Origin of the sequence: Stenotrophomonas sp. VV52, assembly GCF_002893095.1 — a bacterium.
Lineage (GTDB): Bacteria > Pseudomonadota > Gammaproteobacteria > Xanthomonadales > Xanthomonadaceae > Stenotrophomonas > Stenotrophomonas aracearum.
On sequence record NZ_PKQQ01000003.1, the window covers coordinates 198,419 to 216,536 of the forward strand.

14 protein-coding genes are annotated in these 18,118 nt (G+C 66.1%); 7 read left to right on the forward strand and 7 right to left on the reverse strand.

Annotated elements, in window-relative coordinates:
- From lapB to cmk, 4 genes are all read right to left on the reverse strand, one after another.
- Window positions 1–1,179 (reverse strand): lipopolysaccharide assembly protein LapB, encoded by a 1,179-nt coding sequence (lapB, locus tag C2U58_RS09370; protein WP_102945617.1) that lies wholly within the window; start codon window positions 1,177–1,179, stop codon window positions 1–3.
- Window positions 1,180–1,279: 100 nt separating this feature from the next.
- Window positions 1,280–1,585 (reverse strand): integration host factor subunit beta, encoded by a 306-nt coding sequence (locus tag C2U58_RS09375; protein WP_017355596.1) that lies wholly within the window; start codon window positions 1,583–1,585, stop codon window positions 1,280–1,282.
- A gap of 88 nt (window positions 1,586–1,673) precedes the next feature.
- Window positions 1,674–3,359 (reverse strand): 30S ribosomal protein S1, encoded by a 1,686-nt coding sequence (gene rpsA / locus C2U58_RS09380; RefSeq protein ID WP_070209366.1) that lies wholly within the window; start codon window positions 3,357–3,359, stop codon window positions 1,674–1,676.
- 194 nt (window positions 3,360–3,553) lie between these two features.
- Window positions 3,554–4,234, reverse strand: coding sequence for a (d)CMP kinase (cmk, locus tag C2U58_RS09385; RefSeq protein ID WP_102945618.1), 681 nt, complete (start codon window positions 4,232–4,234; stop codon window positions 3,554–3,556).
- 193 nt (window positions 4,235–4,427) lie between these two features.
- Here cmk and ykgO point away from each other — a divergent pair, with 193 nt between their 5' ends.
- The 7 genes from ykgO to C2U58_RS09420 all read left to right on the forward strand — a co-directional run bounded on the left by ykgO (window position 4,428) and on the right by C2U58_RS09420 (window position 10,381).
- Entirely contained in the window at window positions 4,428–4,553 is a 126-nt protein-coding gene (ykgO, locus tag C2U58_RS09390) for a type B 50S ribosomal protein L36 (RefSeq protein WP_017355593.1), read from the forward strand.
- 127 nt (window positions 4,554–4,680) lie between these two features.
- A complete protein-coding gene (locus C2U58_RS09395) occupies window positions 4,681–5,007 on the forward strand; it encodes a hypothetical protein (protein ID WP_070209364.1) in 327 nt (108 codons plus the stop codon).
- Between the two features lie 49 nt (window positions 5,008–5,056).
- Window positions 5,057–6,094, forward strand: coding sequence for an agmatine deiminase family protein (locus C2U58_RS09400; protein WP_102945619.1), 1,038 nt, complete (start codon window positions 5,057–5,059; stop codon window positions 6,092–6,094).
- Window positions 6,095–6,812: 718 nt separating this feature from the next.
- On the forward strand, window positions 6,813–7,700 hold the full coding sequence (locus C2U58_RS09405) for a carbon-nitrogen hydrolase (protein WP_070209193.1): 888 nt from the start codon (window positions 6,813–6,815) through the stop codon (window positions 7,698–7,700).
- 20 nt (window positions 7,701–7,720) lie between these two features.
- Window positions 7,721–8,251, forward strand: a complete 531-nt coding sequence (locus tag C2U58_RS09410) for a GNAT family N-acetyltransferase (protein WP_070209194.1) — start codon at window positions 7,721–7,723, stop codon at window positions 8,249–8,251.
- Complete coding sequence (locus tag C2U58_RS09415; RefSeq protein WP_102945620.1) at window positions 8,244–9,479, forward strand: TraB/GumN family protein; 1,236 nt, start codon at window positions 8,244–8,246, stop codon at window positions 9,477–9,479. Before C2U58_RS09410 ends, C2U58_RS09415 begins: the two co-directional genes overlap by 8 nt.
- Before the next feature lie 56 nt (window positions 9,480–9,535).
- Window positions 9,536–10,381, forward strand: a complete 846-nt coding sequence (locus C2U58_RS09420) for a phytanoyl-CoA dioxygenase family protein (protein ID WP_102945621.1) — start codon at window positions 9,536–9,538, stop codon at window positions 10,379–10,381.
- 7 nt (window positions 10,382–10,388) lie between these two features.
- Here the strand turns inward: C2U58_RS09420 and C2U58_RS09425 are convergent, their stop codons facing one another.
- The 3 genes from C2U58_RS09425 to C2U58_RS09435 are packed head-to-tail and all read right to left on the reverse strand — an operon-like array spanning window position 10,389 to window position 18,117.
- On the reverse strand, window positions 10,389–13,484 hold the full coding sequence (locus C2U58_RS09425) for an efflux RND transporter permease subunit (protein ID WP_102945622.1): 3,096 nt from the start codon (window positions 13,482–13,484) through the stop codon (window positions 10,389–10,391).
- Window positions 13,481–16,972: an efflux RND transporter permease subunit gene (locus C2U58_RS09430; protein WP_102945623.1), complete on the reverse strand. Its 3,492-nt coding sequence runs from the start codon at window positions 16,970–16,972 to the stop codon at window positions 13,481–13,483. The genes C2U58_RS09425 and C2U58_RS09430 overlap by 4 nt, the downstream gene beginning before the upstream one ends.
- On the reverse strand, window positions 16,969–18,117 hold the full coding sequence (locus C2U58_RS09435) for an efflux RND transporter periplasmic adaptor subunit (RefSeq protein ID WP_102945624.1): 1,149 nt from the start codon (window positions 18,115–18,117) through the stop codon (window positions 16,969–16,971). Before C2U58_RS09435 ends, C2U58_RS09430 begins: the two co-directional genes overlap by 4 nt.
- Window position 18,118 lies beyond the last annotated feature (1 nt).

An 18,118-nucleotide genomic window follows, 5' to 3' on the forward strand; every position in this document is an offset into this window, starting at 1 on the left:
TCAGAGTACCGCGTAGTTCAGCAGCGGCTTGACCGTTCCCCACTCCTTGCAGCTCGGGCATTGCCAGTGATGGGTGCGCGCGCCGAAGCCGCAGCGGGTGCAGCGGTAGGCGGGATTGCGGACCAGCAGCTGGTCGGTGATGTGCTTGAGGTCGTGCAGGGTCGCCGTGGAATCGGCGCCCTCGGCCAGGGTTAGGTCGATCAGGGCAGACTCGCCACGGACCGACGGACGATCCTTGAGCTGGCGGCCCAGGTAGGCGCGCGCGGGGGCAACGCCTTCCTGCTCTTCCATCAACTGGGTCAATGCCAGGACCGGGGCGATGCCGCGGTAGTGCTCGGTCATTTCAGAGAGGAACGCGCGCGCGCCGCCCAGGTCGCCCACCTTTCGGTAGTTCTGCATCAGCGGCTGCAGCACCTCGGGCAGGTACTCGGGATCGTTGCGGGCCGCGCGCTCGAAGGCGCGCACCGCCGCTTCGGCATTGCCCGAATCGTTTTCCAGGCGACCTTCGATGATGCCAGCGCGGACCGACATGGCGTCGGCCTGGTAGGCGCGGGCAATCGCCGCACGCGCCTCGTCGATCTTCCCGGCGCCACGGAAGCGCTCGGCCAGCTCGCATTCGAACTGCCCGACCAGCTTGCCCATCGGCTCACCGGTGACTTCCTCGTAGCGGGTGGCGTTGTCGATCGCCTTTTCCCAGTCGCGCTCGGCCTGGTAGATGCCGATCAGGTGCTTGAGCGCCTGCGGGGCGCGCTGGTCGATCTGGGCCAGTTCGGAGAACACGGTTTCGGCGCGGTCCAGCAGACCGGACTTCATGTAGTCCTCGCCGAGCGCCAGCAGGGCCTGGACGCGCTGGGCGTCGCTCAGGTCGGTACGGTTGACCAGCCCCTGGTGCAGGCGGATGGCCCGGTCGACCTCGCCTCGGCGGCGGAACAGGTGGCCCAGCGCAACCTGGGTTTCAAAGGTTTCCTTGTCCAGCTCCGCAATGTGCAGGAACAGTTCGATGGCCTTGTCCGGCTGCTCGTTGAGCAGGTAGTTCAGGCCGCGGAAATAGGTGCTGGAGAGGCGGCTGACCTGGTTGTCGCCGTGGCGCTGCCCGCCACGTCGGCCGATCACCCAGCCGGACACCGCTGCCAGCGGCAGGAACAGGAAAAACCAGAACCACTCGGAGACGAATTCCATCGGCGCTTATTGTCCGTCGAAAGGAGAAGAAGGCATGCGTTCGGTCAAAGAGTAGCCGAAGGGATGTAAAGGGTGCATCCGCGAGGGCGGACGACTTGGCTCAGGCCGGATCGCTTTCCAGCGGCACCACGGCGCTGACGCGCTCACGCAGTTCCTTGCCCGGCTTGAAGTGCGGGACATGCTTGCCCGGCAATGCGACCGATTCCCCGGTCTTGGGGTTGCGACCCAGCCTGGGCGGCCGGTAGTGCAACGAAAAACTGCCGAACCCGCGGATCTCGATGCGATCCCCGCCGGCCAGCGCCCCGCCCATCATTTCCAGCAACGACTTTACCGCCAGATCGACATCGTCCGACTTCAGATGCGCCTGTCGGCGCGCCAGGATTTCGATCAACTCGGATTTGGTCATTGCGGACTCGCGTCGAGGGCCTCAAACCCTGAAACGGCCCGGACAATTGTCCGGGCCGTCCAGGAACTACTGCAACGGGTAAGACCGATTACTCGGACTTGTTGCCGTTCAGCTGTGCACGCAGCAGCGCGCCCAGCTGGGTGGTGCCGCTGGAAGCCGAAGAGGACTGGTATTCCTCCAGCACTTCGCGCATTTCCGCGTCGTCCTTGGCCTTGATCGACAGCTGCAGGGTACGACCCTTGCGATCCATGCCCACGAACTTCGCTTCAACCTTGTCGCCGACCTTCAGGAACTGGGTCGCGTCGTCGACGCGCTCGTTGGCAACGTCACGAGCCGAGACGTAACCTTCGATGCCGTCAGCCAGTTCGATGGTAGCGCCCTTGGCGTCCACTTCCTTGACCACGCCTTCGACCTTCGAACCCTTCGGGTTGGCAGCCATGTACTGACCGAACGGATCCTGCTCCAGCTGCTTGACGCCCAGGCTGATGCGCTCGCGCTCCGGATCGACGGCCAGGACGACGGCGTCCAGGTTGTCGCCCTTCTTGAAGTTGCGGACCACGTCTTCGCCGGTGGTGTTCCAGCTGATGTCGGACAGGTGCACGAGGCCGTCGATACCGCCGTCCAGGCCGATGAAGATGCCGAAGTCGGTGATCGACTTGATCTGGCCCGACACCTTGTCGCCCTTCTTGTGGATGGCAGCGAAGGTTTCCCACGGATTGGCGGCAACCTGCTTCATGCCCAGCGAGATGCGGCGACGCTCCTCGTCGACGTCCAGGACCATGACTTCAACTTCGTCACCGACCTGCACAACCTTGGACGGGTTGACGTTCTTGTTGGTCCAATCCATTTCGGACACGTGCACCAGGCCTTCCACGCCCGGCTCGATCTCGACGAACGCGCCGTAATCGGTGACGTTGGAGACCTTGCCGAAGACGCGGCTGTTGGCCGGGTAACGACGGGCGATGTTGTCCCACGGATCCTCGCCCAGCTGCTTCAGGCCGAGCGAAACGCGGTTGCGCTCGCGGTCGAACTTCAGCACGCGCACGTCCAGCTCGTCGCCGACGTTCACGACTTCGGACGGATGGCGCACGCGCTTCCAGGCCATGTCGGTGATGTGCAGCAGGCCGTCGATGCCGCCCAGGTCCACGAACGCGCCGTAATCGGTCAGGTTCTTGACGACACCCTTCAGGATCGCGCCTTCCTGCAGCTTGTCCATCAGCTGCTCGCGCTCTTCCGAGTGCTCGCTTTCGACGACAGCGCGGCGCGAGACCACGACGTTGTTACGCTTGCGGTCCAGCTTGATGAGCTTGAATTCCAGCTCCTTGCCTTCCAGGTAGGCCGGGTCGCGCACCGGGCGCACATCCACCAGCGAACCGGGCAGGAACGCGCGGACATCCTTGATGTCCACGGTGAAACCACCCTTGACCTTGCCGCTGATGCGGCCGGTGATGGTTTCGTTCTTTTCCAACGCTTCTTCCAGCTCGTCCCACACCATGGCGCGCTTGGCCTTCTCGCGCGACAGGACGGTTTCACCGAAGCCGTTCTCGATCGAGTCGAGGGCGACCTTGACGACATCGCCTTCGGCAACGTCGATTTCGCCAGCGTCGTTACGGAACTGTTCGATCGGCACGATGCCTTCGGACTTCAGGCCGGCGTTGATCACCACGACGTCGCCGCGGACTTCAACGACAACACCGCTGACGATGGCGCCCGGCTTCAGCTTGGCCAGATTGGCCTGGCTGGCTTCAAACAGTTCGGCAAATGATTCGGTCATTAGATTTACTCTGTTGGACACATGGGCATTGGTTCCCGGAAGGGTTCCGTTTACTGCCCGCCTGTTGGTCGACCCCGGAAACGCAGGTCGTGTGTTAAGTAGGAAAACCGCCACGCATCATTGCGGGACGGAGCTTGTGTTGCCTTGCATTGGTGCGACTACCGCCGATGGATTGACGGCCTCCTTGCAACGGATCAGGCACCCGAAACCGGAAGCAGATCCAGTACCTTGGCAACGACGGTGTCGATGCCGATACCACTGGTGTCGATGACGACGGCATCGTCTGCCGGCTTCAGGGGCGCCACTGTGCGCTGTGCATCACGGGCGTCGCGGGCCATGATCTCGCGCAGGAGGTCATCAAAGTTAACAGAAACCCCCTTGTCTTTCAACTGGTTATGCCGACGCTCCGCGCGCTCCTCGGCGCTGGCGGTCAGGAACACCTTGAACGGGGCGTCCGGGAAGATCACGGTGCCCATGTCGCGGCCGTCGGCGACCAGGCCGGGCAGAACCCTGAATGCGCGCTGGCGCTCCTTGAGGGCGGCCCGGACTTCGGGGATGGCGGCGATGGCGGAGGCCAGCGCGCCGGTGGTCTCCAGGCGCAGCTCGTCGGTGGCGTCGGTCTCATTGACGATGACACGCAGCCCGCCGTCGCCGGCTTCAACGAACTTCACATGGGTGTCGAAGGTGCAGCGGACCAGCGCGGAAGCGTCGGAGGTGTCGATGTCGGCCCAGCTTGCGGCCACGCCCACGGCGCGGTACAGGGCGCCGGAATCCAGGTAATGCCAACCCAGCCGGCGTGCGACAATGCGGCTGACGGTCCCCTTGCCGGCCCCGGACGGGCCGTCGATGGTGAGCACGGGAGGTAGCTGGTTCATGGGTTTCCCTGTGGATTTGACCGCCCATTCTAGCCCCTGGCGGGCCGGCACCGAGACTTTTTTGGTGCAACCACTTGAAAGGATGGAAAAAAGCCCGGTAGAATGGCGGGCTTGAACGAGCGTCACCTGCCGATTGTCATCTGCATATCGCGGCCGCGCTCCACCCGAATCCACGTTTACGCCGAGGTATGCAATGAAAGTCCTGTCTTCCCTGAAGTCGGCCAAGTCCCGTCACCGCGACTGCAAGGTCGTCCGTCGTCGCGGCAAGATCTTCGTGATCTGCAAGTCGAACCCGCGTTTCAAGGCTCGCCAGCGCTGAGCCCAAGGCGTCCCGACCCCCATGGTCGCGACCTGCCTGAATAAAAAGCCGCCTCCGGGCGGTTTTTTATTGCCGATTTTGTTGTAATTGGCCCACACCGTTCTTGATGACTGGGGAGTAGATCGAGATGAAGCGTTACCTGTCCACCCTGCCGTTGCTTGCCCTGCTGGCCTGCGCCAGCGTCCACGCCGACACGCTGCTGATCGACCGCACCAAGGAGCAGCCCACCACGGCCGTTCCGGTTCGCGGCCAGACCGCCAGCCAGGTCCAGGCTGCCTTCGGCGAGCCCAGCGAAAGGCTGGATCCGCGCGGCGGCCAGAAGCGCCAGTGGCCGACCATCAACCGCTGGGTCTACCCGCAGTTCACCGTCTACTTCGAGAAGTCGAAGGTGATCGACGTGGTGGTCAACAAGGCCGACAGCAACGAAGTCGGCCCGAGGCCGCCGATCCGCTGACCCACCCCACCCCGCCCGCCGGCATCCGGCGGGTCATTGCACCGAGACCATGAACGACACGCTCCGTTTTCCGGCCGAATGGGAATCCCAGTCCGCCATCCTGATCGCCTGGCCCCACGCCGACACCGACTGGGCCGACCGCCTGGGTGACGTCGAGGACACCTACATCGCCCTGGTCGCGGCCATCACCCGCTTCCAGCCGGTGGTGATCATCGTGGCCGACGACGACCTGGAGGCGTACGCGGACGCGCGCCTGCGCTCGAACCGGATCGATACGGACCGGGTGCGGTTCGTCACGGCGCCCTACGACGACACGTGGCTGCGCGATTCGGGCCCGATCACGCTGCGCCGTGCGGACGGCGGCTTCCGGCTGCTGGATTTCCGTTTCACGGGCTGGGGCGGGAAGTTCGAGGCGAGCCTGGACGACCAGCTGGTGGGGGTGCTTCACCAGGCGGGTCTGTTCGCGGACGCAGAGCTGAAGAGCATTCCGTTCGCGCTGGAAGGCGGTGCGATCGAGACCGACGGGGCGGGCACGCTGCTGACGACGTGGCAGTGCCTGCACGAGCGTCATCCGGAGCGCGACCGGGCGTCGCTGAGCGCGGACATGGCGGGCTGGCTGGCGCAGGACCGGGTGCTGTGGCTGGACCACGGCTATCTGGAAGGCGACGACACGGACGCACACATCGATACGCTGGCGCGTTTCGCGTCGGTGGACAGCATCGTGTACCAGGCCTGTGATGACAGCACGGATTCGCATTTCGCGGAGCTGCAGGCGATGGGCAACGAGCTGGCGGCGCTGCGCACGGCCGGGGGCCAGCCGTACCGGCTGTTCCCGCTGCCGTGGGCACGCCCGGTGATCGACGAGGGTCGCCGGCTGGCGGCGTCGTATGCGAACTACCTGATCCTCAACGGTGCGGTGCTGATGCCGGCGTACGGCGACGTCGCGGACGACGCGGCGCGCGACGTGCTGGCCCGGGCCTACCCGAACCACGAGATCGTGCAGGTCCCCTGCCGCTCGCTGATCTGGCAGAACGGCAGCCTGCACTGCATCACCATGCAGTTGCCGGCGGGTGTTCTGGCGGCCTGATTTTGGGTCGGCAGTAGATGACTTCACTGACGCCGGGCTTCGCCCGGCGTTTTTGGTTTTGGGCGAACAGCCGAGAGGTGCCAGGTTGCCCTGGCTTGGGCCGCCCGGTGCCGGTTTGCGGGGTCGCCGTAAATCCGTCCATGGAGGCTACGCGGACGCCATCCATGGCGCCGAGTCCCCCGCAAACCGACCCCGGGCGACCCTTTGACAGTGTGGCGGTGGCCACGAGAGACGCCGGTGCCGGCCGTCGGCCGGCCGTTCGGTGCCGATCGTTTCCATGCGTTACCGGGCGCGGATGATTCCACGGCGGTCGTTTGGGAACCGACCCTACCCTGCGGACGGTCGCACGCGCGTAGTGACACGCCATGCGTGTCCGCCCTTTCCAACCGCACACGACCATGTGTGGGGGCGGCCGCCGGGTAGCCCCCGGAGGGACGCTAGAAAACATGGATGTTTTCTAGCAGCCCCCATGGGTGAAGGCGCACTGCTTGCGAGGCACTGCCTCGCGTGCGACTGAACGCCCAATCGCTGGCGATTGGGCCGGGGCCCGGAGGGCGGTTCACGGCGTGTCCCGGAGCGGGGCTGCCCGGCGGCCGCCCCTGCACGTAGCATCGAAGACGCCGGCTTTGGCTTTCGCTCCAACCCATTTAACCCCCAGCACGCCCTACACACCCATCCGCGATAAACTGCGTTTTTCCCCCTGCAGGACCCGCCCCGGATGAGCTCACGCCACACCCTTTCCGTCGCCCTGATCCAGGAGCGCAACCACGGTGACGCGGCCGCCAACCTGGCCGTGATCGAAACGCGCGTGGCTGAAGCGGCTGCCCAGGGTGCCAAGCTGGTGCTGCTGCAGGAACTGCACAATGGTGCGTACTTCTGCCAGCACGAGTCGGTCGACGAATTCGACCTGGCCGAGCCGATCCCGGGCCCCAGCACCGAACGACTCGGCGCGCTCGCCAAGAAGCATGGCGTGGTGATCGTCGGGTCGCTGTTCGAGCGTCGCGCGGCAGGCCTGTATCACAACACCGCCGTGGTCTTCGAAAAGGACGGCACGCTGCTGGGCAAGTACCGCAAGATGCATATCCCGGACGATCCGGGCTTCTATGAGAAGTTCTACTTCACCCCCGGCGACATCGGCTTCAAGCCGATCGACACCTCGGTGGGCCGCCTTGGCGTGCTGGTGTGCTGGGACCAGTGGTATCCGGAAGCGGCGCGCCTGATGGCGCTGGCCGGTGCGGAACTGCTGCTCTACCCCACCGCCATCGGCTGGGACCCGGACGACCAGAAGGACGAGCAGGGCCGCCAGCGTGATGCGTGGGTGTTGAGCCACCGTGGCCATGCCGTGGCCAACGGCGTGCCGGTGTTGAGCTGCAACCGCGTGGGCCATGAGGCGTCGCCGCTGGGCGCGTCCGGCATCCAGTTCTGGGGCAACAGCCACGTGCTCGGTCCGCAGGGCGAATTCATCGCCGAAGCCGGCGGTGAGCCTACCGTGCTTGTGTGCGACGTCGACCTGCAGCGCAGCGAACATGTGCGCCGCATCTGGCCGTTCCTGCGCGACCGCCGCATCGATGCCTATGGCGACCTGCTCAAGCGCTACATCGACTGATCCCACAGGAACCCTGCCCCGTGACCGTGCAGCTGCGCGATGCCACCGATGCCGACATTGCGGCCATCACCGCGATCTATGCCGTGGAAGTGACCGACTTCGTCAACACCTACGAGTACGACGTTCCCGACGCGGCCGAGATGCTGCGACGGATGCATGACATCGTTGCACGTGGCTTCCCCTACATCGTGGCCGAGGTCGATGGCCAGGTTGCCGGCTATGCGTACGCCAATACCTACCGCGGGCGCATCGCCTATCAGTGGACCGTGGAGAACTCGGTCTACGTCGATGCCGCCTTCCAGGGGCGTGGCGTGGGCACCGCGTTGATGCAGGGCCTGATCGACGCCTGCGTGGCGCGGGGTTACCGGCAGATGGTCGCGGTGATCGGCGAACCGTCCAACACCGCCTCGATCAAGCTGCACGAACGCTTCGGTTTCCACACTGTCGGCATCTTCCGCGGCCTGGGCCGCAAGCATGGCCGCTGGCTGGATACCGTGCAGATGCAGCGCGCGCTCGGCGACGGCGCCGACAGCGCCCCTTCCAATGAATGACGAAATGACTGAGAACCTGATGGACCCCAACGGCGACACCCTGTTCGCCGGCCAGCCCGTGCGCGTGGTCGAACGCGACGGCGTGCGCTACACCCTGCTTGGCACTGCGCACGTTTCGCAGGCGAGCGTCGAGGTGGTGGAACGCGCGATCAACAGCGGGCGTTTCGATGCCGTGGCGGTGGAACTGGATCCGCAGCGCCTGCAGGCCCTTACCAACCCGGACGCGCTGGCCAAGCTCGACCTGGTCGAAGTGATCCGCAAAGGCCGGGTCGCCCTGTTCGCCGCCAACCTTGCCCTCGCCGCTTACCAGCGCCGCCTGGCCGAGCAGCTGGGCATCGAGCCGGGCGCCGAACTCAAGCGCGCGGTCAACCTCGCCAACGAACGCAACCTGCCGGTGCACCTGATCGACCGAGAAGTCGGCCTGACCTTCAAGCGCGCATCGCAGCGGCTCGGGTTCGTCGGCAAGATCAAGCTGGTGATGGGCCTGGGCACTGGCCTCTTCGCGTCCGAAGATGTTGGCGAAGACGAGATCGAGAAGCTCAAGCAGGGCGACATGCTGGAGGCCAGCTTCGGCGAGTTCGCCAGCGAAAGTCCGGCCCTGTACGAAACCATCATCGGCGAGCGCGACCGGTACATGGCGACCCGCCTGCGCGAAGTGCATGACCCGGCGCAGCGCGAGGTGCTGGCGGTGGTGGGTGCCGGGCATCTGGCCGGGCTGGCCAAGTATCTGGAAACCGATACCGATGCACCGGGTCCGCTGCGCGAGTCGCTGGAGTCGGTGCCGAAGAAGCGCAACATCCCGTGGATCACGCTGGCCATCCTGGCCATCGTGCTGACCGGGATCGCGGTGGGCTTCTATCGTGGCGGGCTTGGCGTCGGCACGGAGCTGCTGGCGGTCTGGGCGATGTACACCGGCGGCCTGGCGGGCCTGGGTTGCCTGCTGGCCGGCAGCCATCCGCTCAGCATCCTGACCGCGATCGTGGTCGCGCCGTTCAAACCGTTCCGGCTGAGCATTCCCACCGGCGCGTTCGCCGCGCTGGTGGAAACCCGGCTGCGCAAGCCGGCGTACGAGGATTTCCTCAAGCTGCGTGATGATGCGCAGTCCCTGAAGGGCTGGTACCGCAACCGGGTAACCCGGGTGGTGCTGACCTTCATGCTGACCAATCTCGGCAGCATGCTTGGGTTGTGGCTGACCGGCTTCCAGGTGTGGAGCAAGGTCGGCGCGTGAACAGACGCCGACCCACGGGCGGCATTCAATGTGAGATGTAGTTCCAAGGAGAGTCGATGGACGCAATGGACAGTCTGGAGCGGGACGGCTACGTAGTGGTTCGAGGTGCGGTGGATGCCTCTCTGGTCAACGAACTCAACGAACGCATCAGCCGCTTCAAACAACGCAACGCCAAGGCCGCGGCGCGTAACCTCGACGAGCATGGGCGGCTGTATCGCGTGGTCAACCTGCATCTGGCCATCGATGCGATGACAAAGCTGCTCACCGAGAATGCGGCCATCGCCGTGTGCGACGCATTCTTCGGAGAACCCACTTCGCTGTACACCAGCCTTTACTACGAGCGGGGCTCGGAGCAGTCGTTGCACCGGGATACCCCTGTGTTTGCCACCACTCCGCTGGGGCGCTACATGGGCGTCTGGGTGGCCCTGGACTCGGTATCCGATGACAACGGTCCCCTCATGGTGGTCCCGGGAAGCCATGCGCTGCCCCCGATCGACGTGCACGCCATTCGCCAGCGGCTCTATGGCGAGGGACCGATCGATCCGATGTCGCCGGAAGGCTGGACTGCCTACCAGGACGCGGTGGCCGCCCAGTGCGAGGCCGCAGGCCTGGTGCCGCAACCGGTGCACGTGTCGCCGGGCGACGTCATCATCTGGCACCCGCAGCTGTTCCACGGAGGTGCCCCGCATGCAGCGACGCGCACCCGGCGCAGCGTCGTCATGCATGTCACGCCCAAGGGCATGCCGGTGGGACACATGGACGTCTTCTACGATCCGTCCAGGGCCCGCCAGCAGGCCCCCTGGCGCTACTACCAACGCGATGGCCGCCATGTTGCCCGCTTCAAACACGTCGACTTCGGCCACGAGTACAAGGTCCGGACCTGGTTTCTGCGCAAAGGGTGACAGAAACCTAGGCCGGCTCGATCACCGCGTCGCTGCCCTTGGGCGGCAGGCCCCTCGCCCGCCGCACGATCCGGGCCACGCTGATGCTCATGTCGTCGAGCATGGCGTAGATGGTCGGCAGGAACAGCAGGCTGACCACGGTGGAGAACGCCAGGCCGCCGGCGATGGCGCGTGCCATCGGGTAGTACGGCGGGCCGTCGCCCAGCAGCTGGGTGTCGGTCAGCGAGATCGGGATCATCGCCAGGATCGCCGTGCCCATGGTCATCATGATCGGGCGCAGGCGCTCGCGTGAGCCTTCCACCAGTGCCTGGGTGCGGGCCATGCCGCGCCGGCGCAGGTTGTTGATGTGCTCGATCATCACGATGCCGTTGTTCACCACCACGCCCATCAGCACCAGGATGCCGATGAAGGACATGATCCCGAACGAGGTGCCGGTCAGCCAGAACAGCCAGAACACCCCGAAGATCGAGAACAGCACCCCGCTCATGATCGCGGCCGGGAACAGCAGCGATTCGAACACCGCCGCCATCACCACGTAGATCATCACCAGTGCGATCACCAGGTTGAACATCATCTGCTGCATCGCCTCGTTGTCGTCGCCGAAGTCGCCGCCGTCGAAGGTGAAGTTGTAGCCGGCCGGGAAGCTCATCGGCTTCAGCGTCTCCTCCATCGCCTTGCGGCCTTCCGGCGCGGTGACCTTCTCGGCCAGGTTGGCCTTGATGGTCAGCGTGGTCTGGCGGTTGGTGCGCCCGACCCGCGTGGCCGAGGGTTTGATGCTGACGTCGACCAGGCTCAGCAGTGGCACCGAACGCCCGTCGCCGGTGCGCACGGTGAAGCTGGCCAGGTCTTCCGGGCTGCTCTGCTCGGCACCGGCGAAACGCACCCACACCGGCACCTCGCTGTCGCCACGACGGAACTCACGCAGCGGGGCACCACGCAGGGCGAGGCCGACGAAGCTGGCGACCTGCTCGGCATTGAAGCCGAACGCCGCCGCGCGCTCGCGGTCGACATGGATGGACAGCTCGCTGCCCTTCTCGCCATTGTCGATGCGCACGTCACGCAGTTCCTTGCGCTGGGCCAGCAGCGGCACCACGTCTTCGCCGATTTCCTGCAGCATCTGGGTGGAGTCGCCGATCAGCTGCACTTCCACGCCCTTGCTGCCACCGCCGCCACCGCCGTCGCCGCCCTGGTTGCCGACGATGTAGTCGGCGCGCGCCGAACGCGGCAGCCCCTTGCGCAGCGATTCCTGCACCGCCGCCATGTTGCCGGTGTGCTTCTCGTCCAGGGTCACGATGGTGCTGCTGCCCTCCTGCTCGCTGTACCAGGAATACACCTGGGTGATGTGCAGCTTCTCGCGGTTCTGCTGCAGGTATTGCTCGACCCGCGCGACCTCGTCGGACATCTGCTCGCGGGTGAACGCGCCCTTCCAGTTGTAGCCGATGAAGACGTCGGTACCACCTTCGCCGCCGAACATGTCGACCTTGGTCAGCTTCATCGGCACCAGGCTGATCAGCACCACCATGATGATGCCGAACACGCTCCAGCCCCGGTGCTCCAGCGTCCACTGCAGCATCGACGCATAGCGCCGCTGCAGCCGCGCGATCACGCCGGTCTGTGAATGCACCAGCTTGGGCGTCTGCATGCGCGCCGACAGCATCGGGATCAGGCTGACCGCCACCAGCCACGACGCCATCAGCGAGACCGAGATGGTGATCGCGATCTGCGCCATGAAGATGCTGATGTTGTTGGTCTCGCCGAACAGGTTGGGCACGAACACGATGCAGTGGCACAGGGTGCCGGCGCTGAGCGCGATGGCCACGTTGCGGGTGCCGACGATCGAGGCCTGCACCGGCTGGTCGGGCATGCGCTCGCGTTCCTGGTAGATGCTCTCCACCACCACCACCGCGTTGTCCACCAGCATGCCCACGGCCAGCAGCAGGCCCATCATGGTCAGGATGTTGAGGGTGACACCCACGAAATACATGAAGCCCAGCGTGATCACGAAACAGATCGGGATCGCCAGCGTCACCATCAGCGTGGACGGCCAATGGCGCAGGAAGAAGAACAGCACCGTCACCGACAGCAGCAGGCCGACCGCGCCGGCCTCGGCCAGCTCCAGCAGCGAGGACGTCACCGTCTTGCCCTGGTTGTCGATCACCTTGATGTTCACGTCGCGCATCGACGGCTGCTTGCGGATCGCCTCCACTTCCGCCAGTGCACCGCGCGACACCTCCACCAGGTTCGCGCTGCGCTCCTTGTAGATGTCCAGGCCGACCGCCGGGTTGCCGTCCAGGCGGCGCCCGTAGTTCATGCGGGTGGGCTTGAGCCGGATCTCGGCGATGTCGCCCAGGCGCAGGCCCTTGGTGTCGATCACCAGCTCGCGCAGTTCCTGCAGGTCGGTGATCTCACCGACCGGCTGGATCCGTACGCGCTGGCCGTTGTCGTCGATCTGCCCGGCCGAAATCGAGAAGTTCAAGGTGCGCAGCCGCTCGCTGAGCTCGTTGATGCTCAGGTTGTGCGCGGTCAGGCGATCGGCGTCGATGGCGATCTCCACCTCGTTCGGTGGCGCGCCGGAGATCTCCACCCGGGCCACCCCCGGTATGCGTTCGATGCGCCGCTTGAACTCGCGGTCGAGCATGTCGTACGCGCCGGTGAGGTCGGAGGTGCTGGCCAGGCGCACCTTCAGCACCGGCTCGTCGCTGCTCGACCACTTGAACACGTTGTAGCGCTGCAGGTCGTCGGGCAGGTCGGTGCGGATCGCGTCGATGCGCTCGCGCGCGTCGGAGGCGGCGATGGCGATGTCGCGGTCCCAGTCGGTGAACTCGATGAAGATGCTGGCGCCTTCGGCGGTGGCCTGGGAGCGCATGCGCTTGATCCCGGTCATCGTCGCCAGCGCTTCCTCGGTCGGCCGGATGATGGTGCGCTCCACTTCCTCGGGCGTCGAACCCGAGTACGGCACCTGCACGAACAGGAACGGCGCGGAGATGTCCGGCAGCGCCTCCAGCGGCAACCGGAACGCGGCGATCAGGCCCACCACCACCAGTGAGACGAACATCATGATGGTGGTGATGGGACGGCGGATGGAGAACTCGGCGATGCTCATGCCGGCTCCTGTGCCGCGTCGCCGGCCGTACCCGGGGTAGCCGCGACATCCATGTGGTGCTTGCGGCCGCGCTCGCGGTAGTAGGCATCGCCACGACGGTCGAGCAGGTCGTACACCACCGGGATCACCAGCAGGGTCAACAGGGTGGAAACCAGCAGGCCGCCGATCACGGTGATCGCCATCGGCGCGCGCACTTCGGCCCCCTCGCCCATCGCCACCGCCAGCGGCAGGAAGCCGAACAGGGTGCACAGCGTGGTCATGATGATCGGGCGCAGGCGCGAACGTGCACCTTCCACCAGCGCCTGGTGCTTGGCCACGCCGGCCTCGCGCAGCTGGTTGACCTTGTCGATCAGGATGATCGCGTTCTTGGTGACCAGCCCGACCAGCAGGATCAGGCCGATGAAGACCACCACCGAGATCGGCTTGCCGGTCAGCATCAGCGCGAGGATCGCGCCGACCAGGGCCAACGGGATGGTGAACAGGATCACGAACGGATGCAGCAGCGATTCGAACTGCGAGGCCATCACCAGGTAGACCAGGAAGATCGCCAGGCCGAAGGCGAAGATCAGCGAACGCGCCGACTCGGCCAGCTCCTCGCCCTGCCCGCCGATGTGCATGCCCACGCCGGCACCCAGCGGCTCATTGGCCACCATCTCCTGCACTTCGCGCACGGCGCCGCCGAGGTCGATGTCACGCAGGTTGGCCGAGACCACCGCCACGCGGGTCTGGTCGGCGCGATGGATCTCGCTCGGGCCGTTGGTGGCGACCACGTCCGCCACCGCATCCAGCGTCACCGGCCGCGAACTGCCCGGATTGACGATCAGCCGGCGGATGCCCTCCACGCTGGCACGGTCGCCTTCCTGGGCACGCACCAGCACGTCGATCTTGCGGTCGCGGAAGCTGTAACGCGTGGCCACGTCGCCGCGCACCTTCTTGACCACCACGTCGGCGATCTGGCGCGTGGTCAGGCCCAGCGCACCGGCGCGTTCCTGGTCGAAGCGGATCTGGATTTCCGGGAAGCCCTCTTCCACCGTCGACTTGACGTCGGCGTAGTGCGGGTTGGCACGCAGCCGTGCGGCCAGCGCCTGGCCCGCGTGTTCCAGCGTCGCCATGTCCTGGCCGCGCAGTTCCACTTCCAGCGGCGTGGAGAAGCTGAACAAGGCCGGCCGCGCGAAGTCGACCTGCACGCCCGGATGGCCCTTCATCGACGCACGCAGGCGTTCGGTGATCGCCGCTTCGGTGCGTGCACTGCCGCCGTCGGCCATGACCACGGTGAGCTTGCCGATGTTCTCGCCACTCTCGGTCGGGCTGGCATCCAGCCGCGTGCCGCTGCCACTGACGCCATACAGCGAGGTGATGCTGTCGTCCTTGGCGTGGGCCAGCTGCAGCTCGCGCACCAGCGCATCGGTCTGCTTCAGCGGCGTACCGGCCGGCAGCTTGGCGGTCATTTCAAAGCGGTCCTGGGCCAGCTGCGGAATCAGGTCCGCGCCCAGCATCGGCACCAGTGCCATCGTGGCGACGAACGCCAGCGCGGCCAGCCCCAGCACCTTGCCCGGATGGGCCAGCGCACTGGGCAGCAGCTTCAGGTAGCCGCGCTCGGCACCGGCATACGGCTTCATCGCCAGGTCGCTGGCCTTGCGCATCACCGGACCAATGACGGCGGTGAGGCCACGCCACACTTTGACGATTGCCCAGGCGATCCCGAACACGGTCCAGCGCACCAGCGCACCCAGCCCGCGACGACCACCGGCCACCGGCTTGAGCCAGCGGTTCTGCGGCTGCCACGCGGCGTGCGCCGGTTCTTCCGGGAACGCCAGCGGCGGGCGGCCCTTGAGCGAGCTCAGCATCGGAATCAGGGTCATCGCCACCAGCAGCGAGATCGCAATGGCGATCGCCACGGTCAGCGCCTGATCGCGGAACAGCTGGCCGGCGATGCCGTCGACGAACACCAGCGGCAGGAACACCGCGATGGTGGTCAGGGTCGAGGCGACCACCGCCATGCTCACTTCGCGGGTACCGGCAATGGCCGCCTGCAGGATGCCCAGGCCACGCTCGCGCGCCTTGGCGATGCTCTCCAGGACCACGATGGAGTCATCCACCACCAGGCCGGTGGCCAGCGCCAGCCCGCCCAGCGACATCACGTTCAAGCTCAGCCCGAGCTGGCCCATGAAGAAGAACGTGGTGATGATCGAGACCGGCAGCGATAGGCTGATCACGAAGGTGCTCCAACCATCGCGCAGGAACAGGAAGATGATCAGGATCGCCAGCAGGCCACCGATCACCGCGTCCTTCTTGACGTCGCTGATCGCGTGTTCGATGAAGCGCGACTGGTCTTCAATCGTGGTCAATTCGGCATCGCCCGGGATCTGCGCCTTGATCTGTTCGAGCTTGGCACGCAGTGCTTCGGCGGTGGCCACGGTATTGGCGTCACCTTCCTTGTAGATCGCCAGTTCCACCGCTTCACGACCGCCCAGGCGGATGATCGCCTCGCGTTCCTTGAAGCCCTGGCGCACGGTGGCGACATCCTTCAGGCGCACCGGCACGCCGTTGGCGATGGTGGTGGAGCTGCTGCTGGAAGCGCTCTGCGCGGCCGAGGCGGCGGCGATGGCCGCGTCCGAACCGCTGGAGGCGGCAATCGCGAACATCTGCTGCATGGCCGCGTCGGCCGCGCTGCCGGTGCTGCCCTGGGTGGTCACCAGCAGGTTGCGGATGTCCTCCAGGTCGGCGAACTGGTTGACGGTGCGCACCAGGAAGCGCTGCGAGCCCTCCTCCAGGCGACCGCCGGAAATGTTGATGTTCTCTTCCTTGAGGCGCTTGATGACGTTGTCGATCGGCAGGTTGAGCTGGGCCAGCTTCTGCTGGTCGATGTCGACCTGGATCTCGTCCTCGAGGCCACCGCCGACCTTCACCGCGGCCACGCCGGCCACCGGTTCCAGTTTCTTCTTCAGGTCTTCGTCGGCATAGCGGCGCAACGCGGTGAGCTGGCGCACGGCGTCGGCGTCGCTGGCCGGGTCGGCTTTGGACGCGATCACCAGGCGCATGATCGGCGCGGTGGACGGATTGAAGCGCAGCAGCACCGGGGCCTTGGCCTCCAGTGGCAGGTTCAGCGCTTCCATCTTGTCGCGCACCTCCAGGCTGGCCTGGTCCATGTTGGTGCCCCAGGCAAACTCGAGCACCACATCGCTCTGCCCGGTACGCGAGATCGACTTGAGCTTGCGCAGGTTCTTGACCACGCCCACGGCCTCTTCGACCGGTTCGGTGATCAGCGTTTCGATCTCGGTCGGGGCTGCACCGGTGTACTCGGTGCGCACGGTCAGGGTGGGATAGCTCAGGTCGGGCAGCAGGTTGACCTTGAGGTTGCCCAGTGCGATCAGCCCGAACAGCACCAGGGTGATCATGAACATGAAAATGGTGACGCGGCGGCGGGTGGCGAACTCCACCAGGCCGCCGCCGGGGGCGTCCGGGTGGTCGTGGCCGGCCGGACTCATTGGCGGGTCTCCGCCTTGGCCGGGGCAGCCTTGCTGGCCACGGTGGCCGCCGGTTTGTCGCCGATCACCTGGACCGCGGTGCCGTCGCGCAGCGCGACCTTGCCGGCAGTCACGACCTTGTCGCCGGCGACCAGGCCGTCGCGGATCTCCACCCACGGCCCTTCGGCGTAGCCCAGCTTGACCGGGACCCGTGCGACCTTGCCGTCACGCACGCGGAACACGGCCGGGTCGCCGTCGTCGAGCAGGGCCAGGCGCGGCACCACCAGCGCGTCGGCGCGCTGGTCGTAGTCGATCCGGATGCGACCGAACATGCCAGGCTGCAGGCCTTCGGCACCTTCGCCGAAGCCGCTTACGACACGGAAGGTGCCGCTGCCGGCATCGACCACCGGCGAGATGCGGTCGACCTTGCCGGGGAAGGATTTGCCCGGCAGCGCGTCGGCCACCAGGGTGACCGGCTGGCCCGGACGCAGCGTGGCCAGTTCGCGCTCGGGCACGTTGAGGGTGGCTTCCAGCCGCGAGTTGTCGACGATGCGGAAGATCGGCGTGTTGATCTGCACGAAGTTGCCGGTCTTGATCGACCGCGAGGCGATCACACCGGAGATCGGCGCCACCACCGTGGTGTAGGACAGCTCGAGCGTAGCCAGGCGGTACTGCGCGCGCACGTTTTCCAGGTCGTAACGCAGCTGGTCCACGTCGGCAGCGCTGACCATCTGCTGGCCGACCAGCTTCTGCGCACGCTGGTAGCTGTTCTCCAGCTTGCGCATCTGCGCCTCGCTCTGTGCCACGGCCAGGCGCGCACGGTCCGGGTCCAGCCGCACCAGCGGCTGGCCGGCACGCACCTGCTGGCCTTCCTCGACCAGCACGGCCAGCGCCACGCCGGAGGTCTTGGCCACCACCTGCGATTCGGCGCGGGCTTCCAGCGCCGCCGTGCCGGTGTAGCTGGCCGCGACCGCGCGGCGGGTGGCCGCAGCGGCTTCCACCGGCACCGCTTCAACGGCCTTCTCGGCCTTGGGGTCCTTTTCGGCGGCCGCCGCGTCGCCGGCCGGGCCACCGGCGCCGCAGCCGCCCAGCAGCAGCGAGGTGGAGATGATCAGCGCCGCGGCGCAGGTTCCGGTGCGGCCGGGCAGAAGAGAGATTCGCAACATC

What these genes read in the sequence shown, in the direction of transcription:
- lapB (WP_102945617.1), bottom strand. Translation starts at nt 1,179, where the DNA reads ATGGAATTCGTCTCCGAGTGGTTCTGGTTTTTCCTGTTCCTGCCGCTG.
- C2U58_RS09375 (WP_017355596.1), bottom strand. Translation starts at nt 1,585, where the DNA reads ATGACCAAATCCGAGTTGATCGAAATCCTGGCGCGCCGACAGGCGCAT.
- rpsA (WP_070209366.1), bottom strand. Translation starts at nt 3,359, where the DNA reads ATGACCGAATCATTTGCCGAACTGTTTGAAGCCAGCCAGGCCAATCTG.
- cmk (WP_102945618.1), bottom strand. Translation starts at nt 4,234, where the DNA reads ATGAACCAGCTACCTCCCGTGCTCACCATCGACGGCCCGTCCGGGGCC.
- ykgO (WP_017355593.1), top strand. Translation starts at nt 4,428, where the DNA reads ATGAAAGTCCTGTCTTCCCTGAAGTCGGCCAAGTCCCGTCACCGCGAC.
- C2U58_RS09395 (WP_070209364.1), top strand. Translation starts at nt 4,681, where the DNA reads ATGAAGCGTTACCTGTCCACCCTGCCGTTGCTTGCCCTGCTGGCCTGC.
- C2U58_RS09400 (WP_102945619.1), top strand. Translation starts at nt 5,057, where the DNA reads ATGAACGACACGCTCCGTTTTCCGGCCGAATGGGAATCCCAGTCCGCC.
- C2U58_RS09405 (WP_070209193.1), top strand. Translation starts at nt 6,813, where the DNA reads ATGAGCTCACGCCACACCCTTTCCGTCGCCCTGATCCAGGAGCGCAAC.
- C2U58_RS09415 (WP_102945620.1), top strand. Translation starts at nt 8,244, where the DNA reads ATGAATGACGAAATGACTGAGAACCTGATGGACCCCAACGGCGACACC.
- C2U58_RS09420 (WP_102945621.1), top strand. Translation starts at nt 9,536, where the DNA reads ATGGACGCAATGGACAGTCTGGAGCGGGACGGCTACGTAGTGGTTCGA.
- C2U58_RS09425 (WP_102945622.1), bottom strand. Translation starts at nt 13,484, where the DNA reads ATGAGCATCGCCGAGTTCTCCATCCGCCGTCCCATCACCACCATCATG.
- C2U58_RS09430 (WP_102945623.1), bottom strand. Translation starts at nt 16,972, where the DNA reads ATGAGTCCGGCCGGCCACGACCACCCGGACGCCCCCGGCGGCGGCCTG.
- C2U58_RS09435 (WP_102945624.1), bottom strand. Translation starts at nt 18,117, where the DNA reads ATGTTGCGAATCTCTCTTCTGCCCGGCCGCACCGGAACCTGCGCCGCG.